Raw genomic sequence first — 20,334 nt, forward strand, 5'->3', positions numbered from 1 at the left:
GATCGCTCGGCCGGGCTCTGGCGTGTTTTCCCCATACCCGTAGCTACGGGGACCATAAGCATACGTCCGTCCCCGCGGCGCGTCACGGGAGGTGGCGGCTCACTCCCGGGGGACCCGGACCCGCAGCGCGCCGGGGTCGATCCGGACCCGCATCGAGCTCACTTCCCCGAAGAGGTCGCCGTCGAGCTCGACCTGTTCCGGACGGTTGGAGGTCAGGACGATCTCCTTGCCCTTGAGGTAGTTCATCGCGTGCACCTCGTGGTCGTCGCGCAGGAACCGGCGGCCGACCGTGGTGCGGCGGAGCACGCCGTTCTCCCAGAAGATCTTGACGGCGATCCGCAGCCAGCCCAGCACGTCCTCCGGGCGCAGCACGACGATGTCGAGGATGCCGTCGTCCATCGCGGCGTCCGGCAGCAGCAGGATGTCGGCCTGCAGCGACCCGCAGTTGCCGATCATGACCGTGTGGGCGTGCATCGTATGGGCCCGGCCGCCGTCGAGCTGATAGCGCAGCCGCAGCTCGTTCTTGTCGCGCAGCACCTTGCCGATCGCATGCACGTAGGCGAGCCAGCCCGCCTTCGCCTTGAGGTCCTCGTCGGTCGCCGCGATCATCTGAGCGTCCATCCCGAGCCCGGCCATGACCAGGAAGGCGCGGCGCTCGGTGCCGTCGCGGCCGTCGCGCAGCTCGGCGATGCCGACGTCGATCGCCCGCTCGGTGCCGTCGAACGCGGTGTCGAGGGCGTGCTCGACGTCGTCCAGGGTCAGCGAGAGGTTGCGGGCGAGGAGGTTGCCGGTGCCGGAGGGCAGCAGCGCCAGCGGGGTGTCGGTGCCGCGCAGCTCCTCGGCGACGGTGCGCACGGTGCCGTCACCGCCGGCCGCGATCACCACGTCCACGCCCTCCTCCATCGCCTGGCGGGTCTGACCGGTGCCCGGGTCCTCCGCCGTCGTCTCCAGCCAGAGGGTGTCCTCCCAGCCGTGCCGGCGCTCGGCGGCCGCCAGGGCCTCCCGCAGCCGTTCCGGGTCGGTCTTCACCGGGTTGACCACGATCGCGGCCCTACTCATACGTCTCCCTCTCACGCGTCGTGCTCGGGCGGCGCGACGCTGACCCAGACAGTACGCCTCCGCGAGCCGGCGTGTGCGAGGCTGAGGGGATGCACGTGCTCGACGACCCCGCCTGGAACGCCCTCACCGGCCCGCACGCCGCCCTCGCCGTCGGGGACGACCGGGCCCGCCGCTACCTGCCGGACATGTCGCCGTTCGCGTCCGTCGCCGACCACGGCAGCGACGCCGACTGGGCCCGGCTCGCCGATCTCGTCGGGCCGGGCGCGACGCTGGGCGTGTTCGCCGACGCGGCGCCGGCAGGCTGGGAGGCCGTCGGCGGCCACGACTGCTACCAGTACGTGTTCGAAGGTGCGGACCTCCCGACGGCGCCCGCGCTCGGGGACGACGCGCGCCTCGTCCGGTTGGGGAGGCCGACGTCGACGACGCGGTCGACCTTGTCGAGCGCACCCGGCCGGGCCCCTTCCTCCCGCGCACGATCGACTTCGGCGGCTACCACGGCGTCCGCGTCGGCGACCGTCTCGCCGCGATGGCGGGCCAGCGGATGCGCCCGGACGGCTGGTGCGAGGTCAGCGCGGTCTGCTCCGACCCGCAGTGGCGCGGCCGTGGCTTCGCCGTCCAGGTCATGCTCGCGGTCATGCGCGGCATCCTCGACCGCGGCGAGCGGCCGTTCCTGCACGTCGAGACCGGGAACCAGCGGGCGGTCGCGGTGTACGAGCGGCTGGGGTTCACCCGCCGCGCGCGGATGAACGTCCTCGTCTGCCGCAGCTCGGCGGCCGCGTAGCGCCCACATTCGGCCCGAATGTCGGGAAACCGGCCGCCATTCCCGCGATTCGTGCGGAATCCTCGGCGCGCTCGGCGCGCTCGGCGCGCTACGCAGGCGGCGCGACGCGCTACGCCGGCGGCGCGACGGGGGGCTTCGGGGGTTTCGGGTTCACTCTGCCGTCGATGGGGGCCGGGACGGTGCTTCCGTCGAGGGTGACCAACGCGGGAAGCGGCTGCCCGAGCGGTCCCGGCCACGGCTTGGGCGCGACCGGTGCCGGCCGCGGGCTGGGCGGCGTCGGCTGCGTGATCGCGCTCCCTGGCGCGGGCGGCACCGGCCTCCCGAGCCCCGGCTGCACCAGGTGCGCGAGCGACGGTGCGTCGTCCACGCGCGGCACCCCGAACGTGCCGAGCCCGAGCAGGTCGCAGATGGTCTTCGGGATGGACGCGTGCGAGTGCCACTCCGGGTCGATCGCTTGGGGGACCGCGCCGCCGAACATGAGCAGCGGGATGCGCGAGCCGCCGATGACCTGGAACCCGTCCGGGTGTATCGCGTCCGGCACCGTCTCGATCGCCGGCGTCGGCACCGAGTCGGCGTAGCCTCCCCAGTCGTCCCAGGTCAGGATGAAGACCGTCTCGTCCCAGCCGCCGCCGTCGATCACCGCCTGCACGCGCTGCCAGACGAGCCCCTGCCCCTTGGTCACGTAGTCGGGCGCGGGCGTCGCGGGCGGATGCTCGTCGTAGCCGGCAGGCGACCAGACGTAGCAGACGTCCGGCAGCGTCCCGCCCTTCGCCATCGGGATGAACTGGGACGGCGGGTGCACCTCGCTCGTCCCCGGCGCGGTGGACGTCGTCGTGTAGAACTTGACCGGGTAGCCGCCCTGGTCGGGGAATGCGCCCCAGCTCACGCCGGCCTTCTGCGCGACGCTGAAGATCGAGGGGATGTCCCAGACCGGGTGGGCGCCCACGAACGGCGGGTTCTTGAGCGTCGGCATCTGGCCGCCCACCGCCAGCATGTGGCCGGGCGTGGAGTTGGAGCCCGAGCCGAAATGGTGGTCGCTGAACACGAAGTTCTTGGCGAGCCAGCTGTAATAGGGGATGACCTGGTCGTTGTCGAGCTGCATGGGCTCGGCCGGGTAGTCGCCCATCGCATAGTGCACCCACGCGTTCCGGTCGTGAGGCTGGTCGAAGTCGGGCGCGCTGGTGCGCAGACTCCCGTGGTCGGCGACCTCGGCGCCCCACTCCGCGAGGGAGGGGAAGTAGAAGTCGGTTGTCTTGTTCTCCTGGATAAAGACGATCACGCGCTTCACCGCTGCCATGCGGACTACGCAAGCACGTGCGGGGGCGACGCGCCAGAGGGGGCGTGGATTCTGTGAGGGCCGCCGTCGAAAGCGTCCCCTCACCCCACCATCCCCGTCATCACCACCGCCCCCGCATCCGCCCCGGTCAGCGGCGCCAGCCCCCACGCCTCCTCGATCGTGCGCAGCAGCGAATAATGCGTGAACGGCGTAGCGACGACGGTGTGCGCCCGTGCCGCGGGCCCCGCGAACACGCACGCCACCACGTTGTCGCCCGAGTCCCCTTCGTCGAAGGTCACCACCAGCAGTGACCGCTGCGTCGTGAACGCCGGCGACGTCAGGATCGCCGAGACGTTCGCCTTCAGCCAGGCGTCGCCGGTCGCGACCGAGCAGTTGTGCATGTCGTTGCAGAGGTTCGGGCTGATGAAGGAGAACGCCGGGAGGGTCGACGCCGACGCGAGATCGCCCGCGAGGTCGGAGTACGGGACGTCGTGCGCGGCGCAGTACGCGGCCGACGAGGTCACGCTGGGGAAGTACAGGAACGGGTTGTGCTTGACCGCGTAAAGAGGGGTGTTCGCGGTCGTGCAGGGAGTGGGCATGCTCTCGGCGTACATCCGCCACGAACGGCCGGCGCGGTCGAGCGCCTGGGCGAGGTTCGGGCCGGTGATCAGGCAGGAGCCGCCCGGCGGGTTGCAGTCCGAGGTGATCCCGTCCGTCGTGCCGCTCGTCAGCGCCAGATAGTTCGGGAGGCTGGGGTGCGTCAACGCCGAGTACGCGGTGGCCAGCGCTCCCGCACGGGCGAGGGAGGTCAGGTAGGGGGCCTGCGGGTCGCCGATGACGGAGTGGGCCGGCTTGTTCTCGTCCACGATCACGACGATGTGCTGGATCGCGCTGGACGGGGAAGTCGGGGATGCCCGGGAGGGTGTGGGCGACGACGGCACGGCGGCGGGAGACGTCGGCGCGCGGCTCGGCACCAGGCCCGGCCCCCCGATCGGCGGGCCGCCGGGTGCGCAGCCGGCGAGGGCGAGCAGCAGCGCCGCCGCGCATCCGGCCGCCAGCGCCCTCCCGGTCATGGCAGCACCGTACGCCGCGAGCCCGCGCGCGAGCCCACCGGATCGGGGCGGCTCAGCCCAGCGGTCCCTCGCAGCTCTCCCGCAGCAGCACCGTCACCGGCAGCTCCGTGCTCACCGGCTCCAGGTCGGGGTCGGTGACCCGGGCGACCATGGCGCGGACTGCGGCACGCCCGAGCTCCAGCATCGGCTGCATAACCGTCGTCAGCCGCGGAGCCGAGCGGTCGCCCTCGTCGATGCCGTCGAAGCCGGTGACGATGACGTCCTCCGGAACCCGCACGCCGGCCGGGCGCAGCGCGTCCAGGACGCCGAGGGCCATCTGGTCGTTGGCGCAGACCAGGGCGCGGGGGAGGCGGCCGCGTGCGATCAGGTCCTCCGCCACCGCGCGGGCGCGCTCGCGGGAGAACTCGCCGTGCAGCACCGGGAGCGCCGTCGGGTTGATGCCGCGGCCCTCCAGCGCGTCCGCGAAGCCGGCGTAGCGCTCGGCGTCGTCGGGAGAGTCGAACGGGCCGGTCAGGTACACGGGGTCGCGGATGCCGTGGTCGTCGATGAGGTGCTCGGTGAGGGCGCGCATGCCTTCCCGGTTGCGCACCGTGAGATGGTCGAAGTGGTCGCCGCGGCGCTGGCCGGCGAGGTACACCACCGGAATGGTCTCCCCGATGCGCTTCAAGACGTCGTGCGGAGCGCTCTGGGCGATGACGGCGAGGCCGTCGACCTTGCCTGCGAGATCGTTCAGGGTGAGCTCGACGCTCTCCGGGGAGCGGCCGCGCCCGACGCAGATCATCAGCGAGAAGCCCTGCCGCCACGCCTCGAGTTCGCAGCCGCGCAGCACCTCCTCGAAATACAGGTTGGCGGTGATGCCGTGGTCGGGCCGGGCGGGGTCGCGCCGGACCTCCACCGTGGCGGTGTCGCCGAGCTCCGGGTCGCTCAGGTCTTCGACCGCGTCGACGCCGGGCAGGAACAGGCCGAGCACGCCGGTGCGGCGGGCCGCGAGACCGCGGGCGCTGCCGCTCGGCACGTAGCGGAGCTCGCGGACCGCGGCGAGGACCCGCTCCTGGGTGGATGCGCGTACATCGGAGGGTCGCGTGAGGACGCGGGAGACCGTCGCGATGGACACTCCCGCGTGCGCGGCAACATCGTACACCGTCGGTTTTCTCGCCACGTTTTCCCCCGAAGTCATCTGTGAATCCGTTGTCAGAATCTCATTCTGGCACGGGGAGACTTATTTCGGGTGGGGTTGAAAGACTTTTCGTATGCGCTTACAGTGGCGGAGCACCAAGTCATTGTCGACTGAAGGGACCACACCGCGATGAACAAGTCCAGAACGCGCCTCCGGCGTTCACTCGTCGCCGTCGCCGCAGCAGCCTCACTGCTCGCGATGAGCGCTTGCAGCCTCCAGACCTCCGGGTCGAGCGGCAACTCGGGGGCCGCCAGCGGCTCCCTCCTCTTCGGGGCAGACGGCGGCAACCCGACGTTCGTCCGCAACTTCAACCCGTTCTCCCCGAACGCGCGCACCGGCGCGCACTACATGTACGAGCCCCTCCAGGTGGTGAACTCCATCGACGGCAAGGCCACGCCGTTCCTCGCGACGGGCGACAAGGTCGTCGACCCGAAGACGATCCAGTTCACGATCCGCAAGGGCGTGAACTGGTCGGACGGCACGCCGCTCACCCCGGCGGACGTCGTCTACACGTTCGACCTCATCAAGAAGACCTCGGCGCTCGACCTGCTCGGCCAGTGGCAGAACATCGACACGATCAGCTCGTCGGGCGACACCGTGACGTTCCACCTCAAGGCGCCGAACGTCCCCGCCGCGAGCATCATCGACCAGCAGATCATCGTCCCGGAGCACGTCTGGAAGACCGTCAAGGACCCGGTGACCTGGACCAATGAGAAACCGGTCGCCTCCGGCCCGTACGTCGTCGGCACCTTCGCGCCGAACCAGTACACGATGGTGAAGAACACCAAGTACTGGCAGGCGGACAAGGTCGCGGCGGAGAAGCTGGTGCTCCCGGCCTCCAACACCGGCCTCCAGCTCGTCAAGAACGGCTACGACTGGGCCTACTCGTTCATCGACAACGTGGACAAGACCTGGGTCGGCGCGAACAAGCAGCACAACAAGTACTGGTTCCCGCCCGGCGGCACCATCTCGCTGATCCCGAACCTGACCAAGGCCCCGTTCAACAACGTGGACTTCCGGATGGGCCTCAGCTACTCCCTGGACCGCAACAAGATCGCGCAGGACGCCGAGGAAGGCTACGTGAAGGCCGCGGGCCAGAACGGCCTGCTCCTGCCGAACGCGCAGCAGTGGCTCAACTCGTCGCTCCCCGATCAGGGCATGATCACGCAGGACACCCAGAAGGCGCTGGCCTCGTTCGCCAAGGCCGGGTACACCCAGCAGGGCGGCAAGCTCGTCAATGCCTCCGGGCAGCAGCTCGCTCTCACGATCACCACGCCGAACGGCTACACGGACTGGCTGCGCGGTGTGCAGGCCGTCCAGTCGCAGCTCCAGGCGATCGGGATCCAGGTCACGATCGACCAGCCGCAGCCGGCCGCCTACACGCAGGCGCAGAACAACGGCGACTTCCAGCTCCTGATGGGCGCGTTCGGCGGCGCCGGCAGCGTGTACCAGGACTTCAACACGCTGATGAGCAGTGAGTTCGTCAAGCCGGTCGGCACCTCCGCCTCCGGCAACTTCGAGCGGTTCAGCGACCCGCAGGTGGACAACCTTCTCCAGCAGCTCCGGTCGGCCACCTCCACGAGCGACCAGAAGAAGTACATCGACCAGCTCCAGGAGGTCATGTACAACAAGGTCCCCGTGATCAGCATGTTCTACGGCGGCCTCTGGGGCCTGTTCAGCGACAAGAGCTTCACCGGCTGGCCGAGCGCGAGCGACCCGTACGCGACTCCGGCCACCTGGACGGAGAACTCGCTGCTGATCCTCACCCACCTCACGAAGGCGAAGTGATCGCAGGCCGGTCGCGGGCGTCGTCCGCGACCGGCCCCGATCCCGCCTCCCCGAAAACGGAAAGGAGGTCGTCGTGCGCTATCTGCTCGGAAAGCTGGGACTCTTCGTCCTCACCTTGTGGGCCGCCGTCACGGTCAACTTCATCCTGCCGCGACTGATGCCCGGCTCGCCGGCGGACGCGGCGATCGCCAAGCTCAGCCAGAACGGCCCGGTCTCGCCCGCGATGCGCGCGTCGATCGAAGCCCAGCTGGGCGTGCCGACCGGCAGCCTCTGGGACCAGTACGTGACGTACCTGAACCAGATCGTCCACTTCGACTTCGGGCCGTCGTTCAGCTACTTCCCGCAGTCCGTCTCCAGCCTGATCGGCGCGGCGCTGCCGTGGACGCTCGTCCTGGTCGGCACCGTCACGATTCTGGCGTTCGTGCTGGGGACGCTGCTCGGCGTGCTGGCGGCGTGGAAGCGCGGCACGGCCCTGGACACCGTCCCGACCGTCGGCGGGCAGTTCCTCTCGGCGTTCCCGTACTTCTGGATCGCTCTGCTGCTGCTGTTCTTCCTCGGCTACGTGGCCGGGTGGTTCCCCACCAGCGGCGCGTACTCGCAGACGGCGACCCCGAACTGGAGCTGGGACTTCTTCACCGACGCGCTGTACCACGGCATCCTGCCGGGCCTGACGATCCTGCTGACCGCGTTCGGCGGCTGGATCATCGGGATGCGCAACACGATGGTCAACACGCTCGGCGAGGACTACGTGACCTTCGCGGAGGCCAACGGCTTGCGCACGCGCACCGTCGCGCTGCGCTACGCCGCCCGCAACGCCCTGCTGCCGCAGTTCACCTCGTTCGGCATGGTGCTGGGCGGCGTGGTCGGCGGCTCCCTCCTGGTGGAGACCGTCTTCGCGTACCCGGGCGTCGGCCTCCTCCTCTTCCACGCGGTGACCAACCAGGACTACCCGCTGATGCAGGCGCTGTTCCTCATCATCACGGTGAGCGTCCTGATCGCGAACTTCCTCGTGGACATCCTGTACGGCGTGCTCGACCCGAGGACAAGACGATGACCCACGAAGAACAGCTCACACAGCCACCGACCACGACGTCCGTCCGCGCGTCGGAGGTCGCAGCCGCCGCAGCGAGCGAGCAGAAACGCTGGAACCCGTTCCGCGTCCTCGGGCGCGCCGTCGGCACCATCTGGTCCGAGCCGAAGGCCCGCTTCGGCGTCGTCCTGCTGCTGCTCTTCATCCTGATGGCGATCTTCGCGCCGCTGATCGCGCCCTACGACCCGCACGACACGTCGTTCCCGCACAATCAGGACGGCAGCGCCGCGCACCTGCTCGGCACCACCGGCGTCGGCCAGGACGTGCTGTCGCAGCTCATCTGGGGCGCCAGGGTGTCCGTCTCGGTCGCGCTGGTCGCCGGCCTGCTGAGCACCATCGTCGCGATCCTGGTCGGGCTGAGCTGGGGTTACGTCCGGGCGTTCTGGGGTGAGGGGGTCGGCTTCGTCGTCAACCTGTTCCTGGTGATCCCGTCGCTGCCGCTCATGATCGTGATCGCCGCGTACCTGCATAACGGCGGTATCGCCGTGATCGTGTTCGTCGTCGTGGTGACGGGCTGGGCGTGGGGCGCCCGTGTGCTGCGCTCGCAGACGCAGACCCTCCGCTCGCGCGACTTCGTCACCGCGGCGAAGTTCAGCGGCGAGAGCCCGAGCCGGATCGTGTTCCGGGAGATCCTGCCCAACATGACGTCGCTGATCGTGGCGAGCTTCTTCGGCGCGGCGACGGCGGCCATCCTGGCGGAGGCCGGCCTGGAGTTCCTGGGCCTCGGCGACCCGAACACGGTGAGCTGGGGAACCATGCTCTTCTGGGCGCAGAACAGCAACGTGCTGCTCACCGGCCAGTGGGTGCAGCTCTTCGCGCCCGGTTTCATGATCGCGCTGTTCGCCGTCTCCATGACGTTCATCAACTTCGGGGTCGACGGGCTCAGCAACCCGCGTCTGCGCGAGAGGAAGGCAGCACGATGAGTCTGCTGAAGGTCGAAGATCTGTCCGTCGTCTACGACGAGGACAAGGGCCGCTCGTTCGAGGCGGTCAAGCACGTCGACTTCGAGCTCGACCAGGGCGAGTTCGTCGGCCTGGTCGGCGAGTCCGGGTCGGGCAAGTCCACGCTCGGCTACGCGCTGACCCGGCTGTCCAAGCCGCCGGCGCGGATCGCGGGCGGCCGCATCCTGTTCGACGGCACCGACATCGCCGCGCTCTCCATCGAGGAGGTGCGCACCCAGCGCCGGGGCGGCTTCGCCATGGTGCTGCAGTCGGGCATGAACGCGCTCAACCCGGTGCGCACCATCCGCAACCACTTCCTGGATATCTTCGCCGCGCACGGCCACGTGCCGCCGCGGGAGCGGGCCGCCCGCGCGGAGGAGCTGATCGCGAAGGTGGAGCTTCCGGAGTCCACGCTCTCCCGCTATCCCGGCGAGCTCTCCGGCGGGATGCGCCAGCGCGTCTCCATCGCGCTGGCCCTCGCGCTCGAGCCGCGGCTGATGGTGTTCGACGAGCCGACCACCGCTCTCGACGTGCTCGTGCAGCACGCCGTGATGAACACGATCCGCCAGCTCCAAGCGTCGGAGAACTTCACCGCGATCCTGATCAGCCACGACCTCGGTGTCGTGCTGGAGGCGACGCAGCGTGTGCTGGTCATGCACGACGGCGTGATCGTGGAGGACGCCCCGAGCGCCCGCATCCTGAACGCGCCGGAGCACCCGTACACGCAGATGCTGCTGAGCCACTACGGCGACCCGCGCGCCGCCGAGGTGACCGTGCCCGGGCTGGAGCGGCGGCAGGAGGGCGCTGCCCGGCCGGCGCCGGTCACCGCCGCGGTCTCGGGCGCGCGGACCACGGGCAACGCCGCGCGCCAGCGCATCGGAGCCCGCGAGCCGATCGTGGTCTCCGACCTCGTGAAGATCTACCCGAAGGGGCGGCGCGGCAGCGCCACGCGCGCCGTCGACAACGTGTCCTTCACTCTGGAGCCCGGGATGTCGATGGCGCTCGTGGGCGCAAGCGGCAGCGGCAAGTCGACCATCGCCAAGATGATCACCGGCGTGGAGCGGCCGACCTCGGGCACGATCGCGTTCGGCGACGTCCGCATCGACACCCTCCGCGGCCGGCGCGCACTGAAGCAGCTCCACTCGGAGGTGCAGATGGTGTTCCAGGACCCGTACGCGGCGCTCAACCCGCTGCACACCGTGGAGTACATCCTGACCCGGCCGGTCGAGAACTTCACCGGCCTGCGTGGCAACGCCGCCCGGATGCGCGTGCTCGAGCTCCTCGAGACGGTCGGGCTCACGCCGGTCGAGAAGTACGCCACCCGGCTGCCCCACCAGCTCTCCGGCGGCCAGCGCCAGCGTGTGGTCATCGCCCGGGCGCTCGCCAGCGACCCGCAGGTGATCATCGCCGACGAGCCGGTCTCGATGCTCGACATGTCGCTGCGCGCCGGCGTGCTCGCGCTGCTGGAGGAGCTGCGCCGCACCCGCGGGGTGAGCATGCTCTACATCACCCACGACCTGCTCAGCGCGCGGCTCGTCACCGACCGGATCATGGTGCTCGACAAGGGCGTGGTGGTCGAGCGCGGGGACACCGCCGAGGTGCTGCAGCGCCCGCAGGACGACTACACGGTGCGGCTCCTCGACGCGGTGCCCACGCCGTCGCGGGGCTGACCTGCCGTTCCCGACCCGACTCCCGACCGACGACACCGCTCCCGACCCACCAACACCAAGGAGAACTCTGTGCTCACCTTTCCCGACGGCTTCCTCTGGGGCGCCGCGACCGCCGCGCACCAAGTGGAGGGCAACAACGTCAACAGCAACTGGTGGGTCATGGAGCACGCGCCCGGCACGCCGATCGTGGAGCCGAGCGGCGACGCCGCCGACCACTACAACCGGTACCCGGAGGACCTCCGGCTGCTCGCCGACGCCGGCCTGAACAGCTACCGCTTCTCGGTGGAGTGGGCGCGCATCGAGCCGGAGCGCGGTTTCGTCTCGCGCGCGAACCTCGACCACTACCGGCGGATGATCGACGCGTGCCTCGACCTCGGCCTGGAGCCGGTCGTCACGCTGATGCACTTCACCGTGCCGCGCTGGATGGACGCGGCCGGCTTCTGGCGCAACCCGGAGGCCCCGGACCTGTTCGCGCGCTACACGGAGACCGTCCTGCCGATCCTCCAGGACGGCGTGCGCTACGTATGCACGATCAACGAGCCGAACATCGCCGCGATGCTGGCCGGTGGGGAGAAGGCGGAGAACCTCGTCGCCTACGGCCTCCCGAACCCCGACCTCCACGTCGCCGACGCGCTGCTCGCCTCCCACCGGCGCTCGCGCGAAGTGCTGTCGTCCGTGACCGGCCTGCAGAGCGGCTGGACGATCGCCACACAGGACTTCATCCCCACGGACGAGCCGGGCTCGGCCGAGATGCTGCACGAGTACGGCTACCCGCGCGACGACTGGTACCTGGAGGAGTCCGCCGGTGACGACTTCGTGGGCGTGCAGGCGTACACCCGCACCTTCATCGGGCCGGAGGGGCCGCGTCCCGTCGCGGAGGACGCCGAGACGACGCTGACCGGATGGGAATACTTCCCGCACGCGGCCGCCGACGGCATCCGCTCGGCGTGGGAGAAGAGCGGGCACACCCCGATCATGGTCACCGAGAACGGCATCGCGACGTCCGATGACCGCCGCCGCATCGACTACACCGAGGCGTCGCTGCGCGCCATCCACGAGACCATCGCCGAGGGGGTGGACGTGCGCGGCTACCTGCACTGGAGCGCCCTGGACAACTACGAATGGGCCAGCGGGTACCGGCCGACGTTCGGGCTCATCGGGGTGGATCTGGAGACCTTCGAGCGCACCCCAAGCCGTCGCTCGGCCGGCTCGGCTCGATCGCGCGGCAGAACGGGCTGTGAGCACGGTGCCCGGACTCCCGACCCGCCTGGCCGGATCGCGCATCCTGATCGACGGCGAGCCCCGGATGGTGCTCGCCGGGGAGGTGCACTACTTCCGGGTGCCGCGCCGCGAGTGGGCGGACCGCCTCCGGGCGGCCCGGGACGCCGGGCTCAACGCCGTCGCGTCGTACATCCCGTGGATCTGGCACGAGCTGCCCGACGGCACGGTCGACCTCACCGGGGCGACGCGGCCGGAGCGCGATCTGGGCGCCTTCATCGACCTCTGCGCCGAGCTCGGGCTGTGGTTCATCGCGCGGCCGGGGCCGTTCCAGATGGCCGAGCTGAAGAACGAGGGCATCCCGTTCCGGGTGCTGCGCGAGCATCCCGAGCTGCGCCAGCTCGGCTGGGACGGGGAGCCGGGCTCGACCCACTCGCTCGACTACCTGGCCCCGGCGTTCCTGGCGGAGTCGGCGGCCTGGTTCGCCGAGGCGCTGCCGGTGATCGCCGAGCGGCAGCGCGAGCACGGCGGTCCGGTGATCGCCGTACAGCTCGACAACGAGGTCGGGATGCTCGACTGGGTGTCGAACACCCCCACGCTGACCGGTGAAGCGCTGCGGGCGTTCGGCGAGTGGTCCGGCGACGACCTCGACCCGCGCACCGGTGCTGCGGGCACCAACCGGGAGCTCGCGCTGCACCAGGAGCTCGGCCGTTTCGTGCGCAGCCGCTACGCCGCATACCTGCAGCGACTGGAGGACTGGGCGCGGGAGGCCGGGATCACCGCGCCGCTGCTGATCAACGTCCACGGAACGGATGCCGGCCGCGGACTGACGTTCCCGATCGGGATCAGTCAGCTCGCGCAGGCGTACCGCGGCAGGCCGGGTGTCGCCGGCGGCACCGACATGTACCTCGGTGAGCTGACCGTGACCGACGCCGCCGACCTCTACGTCGCGAACGCCTTCACCGCCGCCGTGAACGATGCCGACCAGCCGCTGACCGCGCTGGAGTTCGACGCCGGCAGCGGCGACTACAGCGAGGATCTCGCCCAGCTCGTCTCGCCGGAGGCGACGGTGCTGAAGACGCTGCTGGACGTGGCGCAGGGCACCCGGCTGATCAATTACTACCTGTTCGCGGGCGGGATGAACCCGCTGCTCGACGAGCCCGTGGGCGACGGCAACGACCGCATCTCCTTCACCGGCGAGCGGCACGGGTTCGCGGCGCCGCTCGGGCCGGAGGGCGAGCCGTCCGCGGGGCTCGACGGCGTCGTGGAGGCGGCGCGCACCGTGGGGGAGCACGCCGCGCTGTTCGCGACAGCGACCCAGCTCACCGACGATCTGGTGCTGGGCTTCGTCGCCGACCACTACCTCACCGAGTACCGGCATCCCGCGGCCGCTCGTCGCGCGGAGCAGGTGCGCGACCGGGAGCGGCACCGCGGCCTCGGTGTGCGGCAGACCCTCGCCCGCGCGCTCGTGTTCGGCGGCTGGAGTTTCCGGGCGCTCGATCTGCAGGCCGCCGCCGGCAGCGACGCGGCGTGGAGCGCCGGCGCGCCCGCCGACACCCGGGACGGGCGGGACCGCGAGCTCATCGTCCTGGCGACGGGGCGCGAGCTCGGCCGCGGCGTGCAGGAGTTCCTGGCCCGGCACCTCGCCACCGGAGGCCGCCTGCTGCTCGCCGGAGACCTCCCCGCGGAGGACGTCGACGGCTCGCCGTGCACCGTCCTCGCCGACGCGCTCGGCGTGACCGGCGCGGGCGTCGTGGTGGAGAGCATGCACGCCGACCGGCAGTACTTCCCGAGCGTCCGGGCGGTCGGCCCGCTCGCCGAGTACGGTGAGCGGGAGGTCCGCGTGACCCGGGCCCAGCTCCTCGCCGGGGCGGGCGAGACGCTGCTGCGCGAGTCCGGGAGCGGCCTCCCGGCGGCGATGCGCGTCGAGACGTCCGGAGGCGGGGTCGCAATCGTGCTCGGCGCCGACTATCCCGTCCACGCCGGTTTCTGGCGGTCGCTGCTGGCGACGGTCGGCGCGCGACAGCGCCTGGAGCTCGGGGCCGATCGCGTCGGTGCGGTCGCCGTCCCTGTCGCGAACGAGGAGGCCGCCGCCGTGGTCGCGATCAACGTCGCTCCCTACCCGGTGACGCTGCGTCCCGTGCTCGACGGCGTCGCAGTGAGTGCCGAGCCGGTCGTGCTTCCGGCCCGTGGACACCGCGTGCTTTCCGTGTCGTGATCCGTCCCGCGGGTGAACTTCGGGACCCGCTGTTGCGCCGGAGCACCCTCGATGCCACTATTTACTGAACGATCGGTAAGGAACGAGGAGGTTCCGTGGGTGGTGCGCACAGGAGCTCAGCGTCACTCCGGCCCATGATGCTCCGGGACCGCGCCTCCGCGGCCCTCGGCATGGTGGTCGAGAAGGACGAGCCGGGCGAGGCGATCGTCAGTATGACGGTTCGCGAGGACATGACCAACGGTTTCGCCATCACGCACGGGGGCCTGGTGTTCGCGCTCGCCGACACCGCCTTCGCGATCGCCTGCAACGAGGACGAGCGGGTGACCGTCGCGGCCGGCGCCGACATCGCCTTCCTGAAGTCGACCCGGGCCGGTCAGACCCTCACCGCGCGGGCCGTGCGCCGCACGGTGGTCGGCCGCACCGGCGTCTACGACGTCACCGTGACCGACGAGACCGGCGACGTCGTCGCGGAGTTCCGCGGCCGCTCGCTCACCACCAACCGGTCGGCCGTCGAGCACGGCGGCACGACCGAATGACACCGTAAGGACACCATGTCGACGACGACACCGGCCCCTGCCGCCCCAGACCTGGGCGAGATCGACCCTGTGGCGATCACCCGCGACGAGCTCCGCGACCTCCAGTTGAAGCGTCTGCAGTGGACGGTGCGGCACGCCTACGAGAACGTGCCGCTCTACCGGGCGAAGTTCGACGCCGCCGGTGTGGGCCCGGGCGACATCCGGTCGCTGGAGGACGTCGTCCGTCTGCCGTTCACGACCAAGGAGGACCTCCGGTCGACCTACCCGTTCGGGATGTTCGCGGTGCCGATGGACGAGGTCCGCCGCATCCACGCCTCGTCCGGGACGACCGGGAGACCCACCGTGGTCGGCTACACGCAGGGCGACCTCGACCGCTGGGCCGGCCTGGTCGCGCGCTCGCTCCAGGCCGCGGGGGTCGCCGCGGGCTGGAAGGTCCACAACGCCTACGGCTACGGGCTGTTCACCGGCGGTCTCGGCGCGCACGCGGGCATCGAGCGGCTCGGCGCGACCGTCATCCCGATGTCGGGCGGCCAGACCGCCCGGCAGGTGCAGCTCATCCACGACTTCGAGCCGGACGCGATCATGTGCACGCCCAGCTATCTGCTGACCATCGCCGATGCGATCGAGGCCGCAGGGCTCGACCCGCGCGGGACGTCGCTGAAGGTCGCGATCCTCGGCGCCGAGCCGTGGACGAACGAGCTGCGCGCCGAGATCGAGCGCCGCCTCGGCCTCGACGCGGTCGACATCTACGGGCTCAGCGAGGTGATGGGCCCGGGCGTCGCAAGCGAGTCGGTCGTGACGAAGGACGGCCCGCACGTCTGGGAGGACCACTTCCTGCCCGAGGTCATCGACCACGAGACCGGGTTGTCGGTGGCCGACGGGACGACCGGCGAACTGGTCTTCACGTCGCTGACCAAGGAGGCGTTCCCGGTCATCCGCTACCGCACGCGCGACCTGACCCGGCTGCTGCCCGGCAGCGCCTACCCGGCACTGCGCCGCATCGAGAAGATCACCGGTCGCGACGACGACATGATCATCCTGCGCGGCGTCAACCTGTTCCCGACCCAGATCGAGGAGCTCGTCCTCGGCATCGAGACGCTGACGCCGCACTTCATCCTCGAACTGCGCAAGGACGGCCGGATGGACGCGCTCACCGTGCGGATCGAGCGTCATCCCGAGCTCGACCGCGAGGTCTGCGAAGCGGCCACGCAGGTGCTCCGGCAGAAGATCAAGGTGCACATCGGTACGACCGTGGACGTGGCGCTCGCCGAGCCGGGCGAGCTGCCGCGGAGCGAGGGCAAGTACAAGCGGGTGTACGACTACCGCTGAGGCCGCTCCGGTCGCCCTCCCGCGTGCTCGGCCGGCAGGAACACGCCGAGGGCGCGCGCGACGCGCCGTAGTGTCTGCTTGAGCTGTTCGAGCTCGTCGTCGTCCAACCCGAAGTCGACTGCGGCCTCGGCGTCCAGCGTTTCGTGCTGGACGGTGCGGAGGAGCTCGGCTCCGGCCGGCGTGAGGGAGACGTCGAGCCGCCTGCCGTGTACCATGCTCTGCGTCCGGCTGACCAGCCCGCGATCCAGAAGACGTGCGATCGCCGCGGACATCGACTGCGCGGTCACGCCGGAGCGGTCGGCGAGCTGCGCGCCGGTCAGGGTGCCGGGGTGCTCGACATCGAGCTGCGCGAGCGCCGACAGCTGCGCGGGGGTGAGCCCGTAGTCGCGCAGCCGCTGGTCGAGGCGGTGCGCGAGCGCTCCGTCGATGCGCCGGACGAGGTAGGTCAGCCGATCGCCGAAGTCGCGCGGGCCGTGGATGTTCTGCTCGGGCATGTCTTGCACTGTATCAGTCAACTTATATAAGCTGACTGACATAGCCGTTAGGAGACTCCCATGTCTTTCGCATCCGTCCGCTTCCCCACCGACGACGTCCCCGGCCTGGTGGCGTTCTACGAACAGGCCCTCGGCGTCCCCGCACGCTGGGCGAACGACCAGTTCGCCGAGCTCGTCACGTCCCGCGGCGCGATCGCGATCAGCGCCACCGCGCTGACGGACCGCTTCGCCGCCGCCTCGGTCGCCCCGCGCGCGAACGCCGGCCTGATGCTGGAGTTCCTGGTCGACGATGTCGACGCCGAGCGGGACCGCATCGCATCCCTCGCCGGCGGTCTGGTGATGGAGCCGACCACGCTGCCGTGGGGCAACCGCTCGATGCTGTTCCGGGACCCGGACGGGACGGTGATCAACTTCTTCACCCCGGTGACGCCGGAGGCGAGGGCGCGGTTCGGGGGGAGGTAGTGCCCTACAGCCCCTCCGCCACCGCCGCTGCCGCGTGCAGCCACGCCCTCCGCGTCCGCGGCGCCAGCGTGTCGAACGCCAGCCGACCGCCGTGCATCTCCGGGTCGAACGGAATGGTGACCGCACGCCGAGCCAGCGGCTCGAACCCTTTGGCGACGCGGGTCACGTTCGACTCCGGGCCGGTGCGCTCCGACTGGGACACGATCACGACCGCGTCCCGCGCCAGGCGGGCCGACTGCGCGTCGCGCTGCATCAGCGCCTCCAGCAGGAGGGCGCCGGCCTCCGCGTGCTCGCCGAGGGCCGTCGTCGCGATGACGAGCTGGTCGGTGTGGTCGATCATCCGGAGCCAGCGCTCGGCCGACTCGTCGTTTCCGCTGTCGATGATCACCAGGCGGTAGAACTTCGTCGCCACCTGGTGGAGGCGGTCGAAGTCGGCGGTCGAGATGCGCTGCTGGGTCGCCAGCATCGTCGGGTTGGAGCGGAGCACGTCGTACTTGTCCGCGTTCTGGTGGTGGACGAAGTGACCGATGTCGGCGCTGCGGGCCTCGGCCGACAGAAGCTGGTCCGCAGCGGGCAGCAGCGACTGGAGCGTCGCGTCGTGGTCGTCCTGCTCCGTGCGCCAGCCGAGCGTGCCGCGAGTCTCGTTGTTGTCCCAGGCGAGCACGCCGGAGCCGCCGTTGCGGGCGAACACGGCCGACAGCAATGCGGTGGTCGGCGTCTTGTTGGCGCCGCCCTTCCCGTTCACGATCGCGATGGTGCGCGGGCCGGCCCAGTGCCGGCTCACCGCGTCCAACTCCTCGCGCTCCTTCAGCTCCGCCGCTGATGGCGACATCGGGATGCCCGCACGCGAGAGCGCGCCGCGGAAACCGGAACGCGCCAGGTCGGGGCGCGGCTTCTCCACGTGCAGGAACGACGTCCGCTCGGGCGAGCGCGGCACCAGCTCGACGGGCTCGGGCCGGGTGACGGGGGAGGTGCTCACTGGCTTGGCCGGAGCAGGCCGGCCCTGCGCCTCGGGCTGAGCCACCGGCAGCGGCACAGGCGCGGTCGGCTTCGACGAACCGAGCAAGTCGGTGAACGGCGTCGGATCGGCCTCGCGGCCGCCGGCGCCGAGCAGGTCGTTGAACGCGGCGGGCTCCGGATGATGTGCGGCGTTGCGCACATCGGCGAACGGCACGGGCTCGGCCATGCTCTCGGCGGCCAGCTCCTCCTCGTCGCCGATGGAGCCGTCCGGGTGCACCACCAGCAGCCAGTCGCCCTCCTCGTCGGAGACCGTCAGCTGCACGGGGTGCCCGGCGTTCGCAGCGATCTCGCCGACGCGCCCGAGCACGACCTCCCGCAACCGCTCGGTGGTCGCCTCGGAGAACCACTCCGGCGACCCGTCGACCAGCAGCTCACCGGTCGCGTCGGGATCGAGGCGCACGCTGAGGTGCGGGGGCAGGGGCAGGTTGAGGGCCACGGGACTCCTTCCGCGGTCCGCGCGGAAAGAGAACGCAGACCGAAGGTGGACAGTAGACCGGTCGGCCCGCACAGTACACCCGCACTCAGGGGACTGCCAGGCGACGGCCGGCCACGCCGTCGCCTGGCGCGCAGTCAGTGCGCGACGACTGGTTCCGCCTCGGTCGCCGACGCCGCCGCGCCCGCCTCCACTGCCGGTCGGCGCCGCCGGTACAGCAGCGCCGACAACGCCGCGCCGAAGGCGAAGAACCCGGCGCTCCACCAGTACGCGGTCGAGTAGCTGTGCACCGCCGCCTCCTGGATGACGTGCGGCGTGGGCGGCAGGTGCGCCGACAGGTAGTCGGTCAGTGCGGTCGCCGCGAGCGTGTTGAGCAGCGCGGTGCCGATCGAGCCGCCGACCTGCTGGCTCGTGTTGACGAGCGCCGAGGCGACGCCGGCGAAGTGGCGGTCGACGCCGAGGGTCGCCGTCTGGATGGCCGCCGGCATGATCGAGCCCATGCCGACGCCCATGACCATGAGTGCGGAGAGGATCTCGGTGCCGTAGTTCGCGCTCACGCCGAGGCGGGTGAGCAGCAGCATCCCGGAGCCCGCGATCACCATGCCGATCGGGACCATGACCTTCGGCCCGAACCGCGGAACGAACAGGTTGGTCGAGAATTGCGCGGCGATGACCAGCATGACGATCATCGGCAGGAAAGCCAGGCCGGTCTGGATCGGTGTGAACTTCAGCGTCGTCTCGAGGTAGTAGGTGACGAACAGGAAGATGCCGAACATCCCGGAGCCGGCGATGAGGATCGAACTGTAGGAGGCGCCCCGGTTGCGGTCGAGGACGATGTGCAGCGGCAGGAGCGGGTGCGCCGCCTTGCGCTGCCAGAGCACGAAGGCGATCAGCAGCACGCCGGCTGCGGCGAGGAAGCCCCAGGTCAGCGGCGAGTCCCAGCCGTCGCTCTCGGCGTTCGCGAAGCCGTAGACGAGCGAGAACAGCGCCCCCGAGACCAGGATCGTGCCCGGGATGTCGAGCTTCGGCCGCGGGCCGGTGCGGTGGCCGGCGGTGACGAAGACCGTCGCGAGGATGATCGCCGCGATGGCGATGAAGACGTTGATGTAGAGGTTCCAGCGCCAATTGAACTGCTCGGTGAGGATGCCGCCGAGCAGCAGGCCCACCGCTCCGCCGGCCCCGGCGATCGCGCCGAAGATGCCGAAGGCGCGGGCGCGCTCCTTCGGGACGGTGAACGTGGTGGTGAGCACCGCGAGAGCGGTCGGGGCCAGGAGCGCGCCGAACGCGCCCTGCAGCGCCCGGGCGCCGACGAGCATCCCGAAGGTGCCGGCCGCGCCGCCCAGCGCGGAGGCCCCGGCGAAGCCGATCAGGCCGATGATGAAGGCGCGCTTCCGTCCGATCAGGTCGGAGATGCGGCCGCCGAGCAGCAGGAGGCTGCCGAAGGCGAGCGAGTAGGCGGTGACGATCCACTGCCGGTCGGCGTTGGAGAAGCCGAGGTCCGCCTGGGCGGACGGGAGGGCGATGTTGACGACGGTCGAGTCGAGCACGACCATGAGCTGGGCCATCGCCACGGTGACGAGCGTCCACCAGCGCCGGGAGTGCGGACCGCCGCCGTCCGGCGCTGCCGGCGCGACCGAGGGAGAAGGGGAAGTCTGGGTCATGCGGGACAGCATATACGAAACTCAGCAGTTTCGGATCTCCCGAGTTCTAAAATTAACCTTAGAATGGTCAGGAAGACATCACAAGACCCGACGTCACCCGTCGCAGAC

The 20,334-nt window shown here is 70.6% G+C and carries 18 protein-coding genes and 1 pseudogene; 10 read left to right on the plus strand and 9 right to left on the minus strand.

What is annotated here, in order from left to right:
* Positions 1 to 99: 99 nt before the first annotated feature.
* From ACRAWC_RS16440 to ACRAWC_RS16450, 3 genes are read right to left on the minus strand one after another with little or no spacing between them, the layout of a single operon-like run.
* Positions 100 to 1,059: a diacylglycerol/lipid kinase family protein gene (locus tag ACRAWC_RS16440; protein ID WP_431348683.1), complete on the minus strand. Its 960-nt coding sequence runs from the start codon at positions 1,057 to 1,059 to the stop codon at positions 100 to 102.
* Positions 1,060 to 1,070: 11 nt separating this feature from the next.
* Positions 1,071 to 1,382: a hypothetical protein gene (locus ACRAWC_RS16445; protein WP_431348684.1), complete on the minus strand. Its 312-nt coding sequence runs from the start codon at positions 1,380 to 1,382 to the stop codon at positions 1,071 to 1,073.
* A 5-nt stretch (positions 1,383 to 1,387) separates the two neighbouring features.
* Positions 1,388 to 1,555, minus strand: a complete 168-nt coding sequence (locus ACRAWC_RS16450) for a hypothetical protein (protein WP_431348685.1) — start codon at positions 1,553 to 1,555, stop codon at positions 1,388 to 1,390.
* On the opposite strand from ACRAWC_RS16450, the gene ACRAWC_RS16455 reads away from it, so the two are divergent.
* Positions 1,535 to 1,840, plus strand: coding sequence for a GNAT family N-acetyltransferase (locus ACRAWC_RS16455; RefSeq protein ID WP_431349470.1), 306 nt, complete (start codon positions 1,535 to 1,537; stop codon positions 1,838 to 1,840). The two genes, ACRAWC_RS16450 and ACRAWC_RS16455, sit on opposite strands and share 21 nt — an antisense overlap.
* Positions 1,841 to 1,949: 109 nt before the next feature.
* Here ACRAWC_RS16455 and ACRAWC_RS16460 read toward each other — a convergent pair whose 3' ends face one another.
* The 3 genes from ACRAWC_RS16460 to ACRAWC_RS16470 form a co-directional block, all read right to left on the minus strand.
* Positions 1,950 to 3,137, minus strand: coding sequence for an alkaline phosphatase family protein (locus tag ACRAWC_RS16460; protein ID WP_431348686.1), 1,188 nt, complete (start codon positions 3,135 to 3,137; stop codon positions 1,950 to 1,952).
* Between the two features lie 80 nt (positions 3,138 to 3,217).
* The gene (locus ACRAWC_RS16465) at positions 3,218 to 4,189 is read right to left on the minus strand and encodes an alkaline phosphatase family protein (RefSeq protein ID WP_431348687.1); all 972 of its coding nucleotides are present in this window, start codon (positions 4,187 to 4,189) and stop codon (positions 3,218 to 3,220) included.
* A 52-nt stretch (positions 4,190 to 4,241) separates the two neighbouring features.
* Entirely contained in the window at positions 4,242 to 5,366 is a 1,125-nt protein-coding gene (locus tag ACRAWC_RS16470) for a LacI family DNA-binding transcriptional regulator (protein WP_431348688.1), read from the minus strand.
* A gap of 129 nt (positions 5,367 to 5,495) precedes the next feature.
* Here ACRAWC_RS16470 and ACRAWC_RS16475 point away from each other — a divergent pair, with 129 nt between their 5' ends.
* The 8 genes and pseudogenes from ACRAWC_RS16475 to paaK all read left to right on the plus strand — a co-directional run bounded on the left by ACRAWC_RS16475 (position 5,496) and on the right by paaK (position 16,156).
* Positions 5,496 to 7,154, plus strand: a complete 1,659-nt coding sequence (locus ACRAWC_RS16475; protein WP_431348689.1) for an ABC transporter substrate-binding protein — start codon at positions 5,496 to 5,498, stop codon at positions 7,152 to 7,154.
* Between the two features lie 73 nt (positions 7,155 to 7,227).
* Positions 7,228 to 8,208, plus strand: a complete 981-nt coding sequence (locus ACRAWC_RS16480) for an ABC transporter permease (RefSeq protein WP_431348690.1) — start codon at positions 7,228 to 7,230, stop codon at positions 8,206 to 8,208.
* Positions 8,205 to 9,167 (plus strand): ABC transporter permease, encoded by a 963-nt coding sequence (locus ACRAWC_RS16485; RefSeq protein ID WP_431348691.1) that lies wholly within the window; start codon positions 8,205 to 8,207, stop codon positions 9,165 to 9,167. The genes ACRAWC_RS16480 and ACRAWC_RS16485 overlap by 4 nt, the downstream gene beginning before the upstream one ends.
* On the plus strand, positions 9,164 to 10,855 hold the full coding sequence (locus ACRAWC_RS16490) for an ABC transporter ATP-binding protein (protein WP_431348692.1): 1,692 nt from the start codon (positions 9,164 to 9,166) through the stop codon (positions 10,853 to 10,855). The genes ACRAWC_RS16485 and ACRAWC_RS16490 overlap by 4 nt, the downstream gene beginning before the upstream one ends.
* 123 nt (positions 10,856 to 10,978) lie before the next feature.
* Positions 10,979 to 11,989 (plus strand): annotated as a pseudogene (locus ACRAWC_RS16495) (family 1 glycosylhydrolase); the annotation flags it as partial.
* Between the two features lie 172 nt (positions 11,990 to 12,161).
* Entirely contained in the window at positions 12,162 to 14,291 is a 2,130-nt protein-coding gene (locus ACRAWC_RS16500; protein WP_431348693.1) for a beta-galactosidase, read from the plus strand.
* Positions 14,292 to 14,425: 134 nt separating this feature from the next.
* Positions 14,426 to 14,827: a hydroxyphenylacetyl-CoA thioesterase PaaI gene (gene paaI, locus ACRAWC_RS16505; protein WP_431348694.1), complete on the plus strand. Its 402-nt coding sequence runs from the start codon at positions 14,426 to 14,428 to the stop codon at positions 14,825 to 14,827.
* A 15-nt stretch (positions 14,828 to 14,842) separates the two neighbouring features.
* Entirely contained in the window at positions 14,843 to 16,156 is a 1,314-nt protein-coding gene (gene paaK / locus ACRAWC_RS16510) for a phenylacetate--CoA ligase PaaK (RefSeq protein ID WP_431348695.1), read from the plus strand.
* On the opposite strand, the gene ACRAWC_RS16515 is transcribed toward paaK, so the two are convergent.
* On the minus strand, positions 16,147 to 16,650 hold the full coding sequence (locus ACRAWC_RS16515) for a MarR family winged helix-turn-helix transcriptional regulator (protein ID WP_431348696.1): 504 nt from the start codon (positions 16,648 to 16,650) through the stop codon (positions 16,147 to 16,149). The two genes, paaK and ACRAWC_RS16515, sit on opposite strands and share 10 nt — an antisense overlap.
* 60 nt (positions 16,651 to 16,710) lie before the next feature.
* Between ACRAWC_RS16515 and ACRAWC_RS16520 the strand changes: the two genes are divergently transcribed.
* Entirely contained in the window at positions 16,711 to 17,112 is a 402-nt protein-coding gene (locus ACRAWC_RS16520) for a VOC family protein (protein ID WP_431348697.1), read from the plus strand.
* A gap of 4 nt (positions 17,113 to 17,116) precedes the next feature.
* On the opposite strand, the gene ACRAWC_RS16525 is transcribed toward ACRAWC_RS16520, so the two are convergent.
* On the minus strand, positions 17,117 to 18,568 hold the full coding sequence (locus tag ACRAWC_RS16525; protein ID WP_431348698.1) for an AAA family ATPase: 1,452 nt from the start codon (positions 18,566 to 18,568) through the stop codon (positions 17,117 to 17,119).
* A gap of 134 nt (positions 18,569 to 18,702) precedes the next feature.
* Positions 18,703 to 20,226 carry an MFS transporter gene (locus tag ACRAWC_RS16530; protein WP_431348699.1) on the minus strand — a complete coding sequence of 508 codons (1,524 nt, stop codon included), beginning with the start codon at positions 20,224 to 20,226 and terminating at the stop codon, positions 18,703 to 18,705.
* Between the last annotated feature and the right edge of the window lie 108 nt (positions 20,227 to 20,334).

Source organism: Leifsonia sp. L25 (assembly GCF_050632895.1).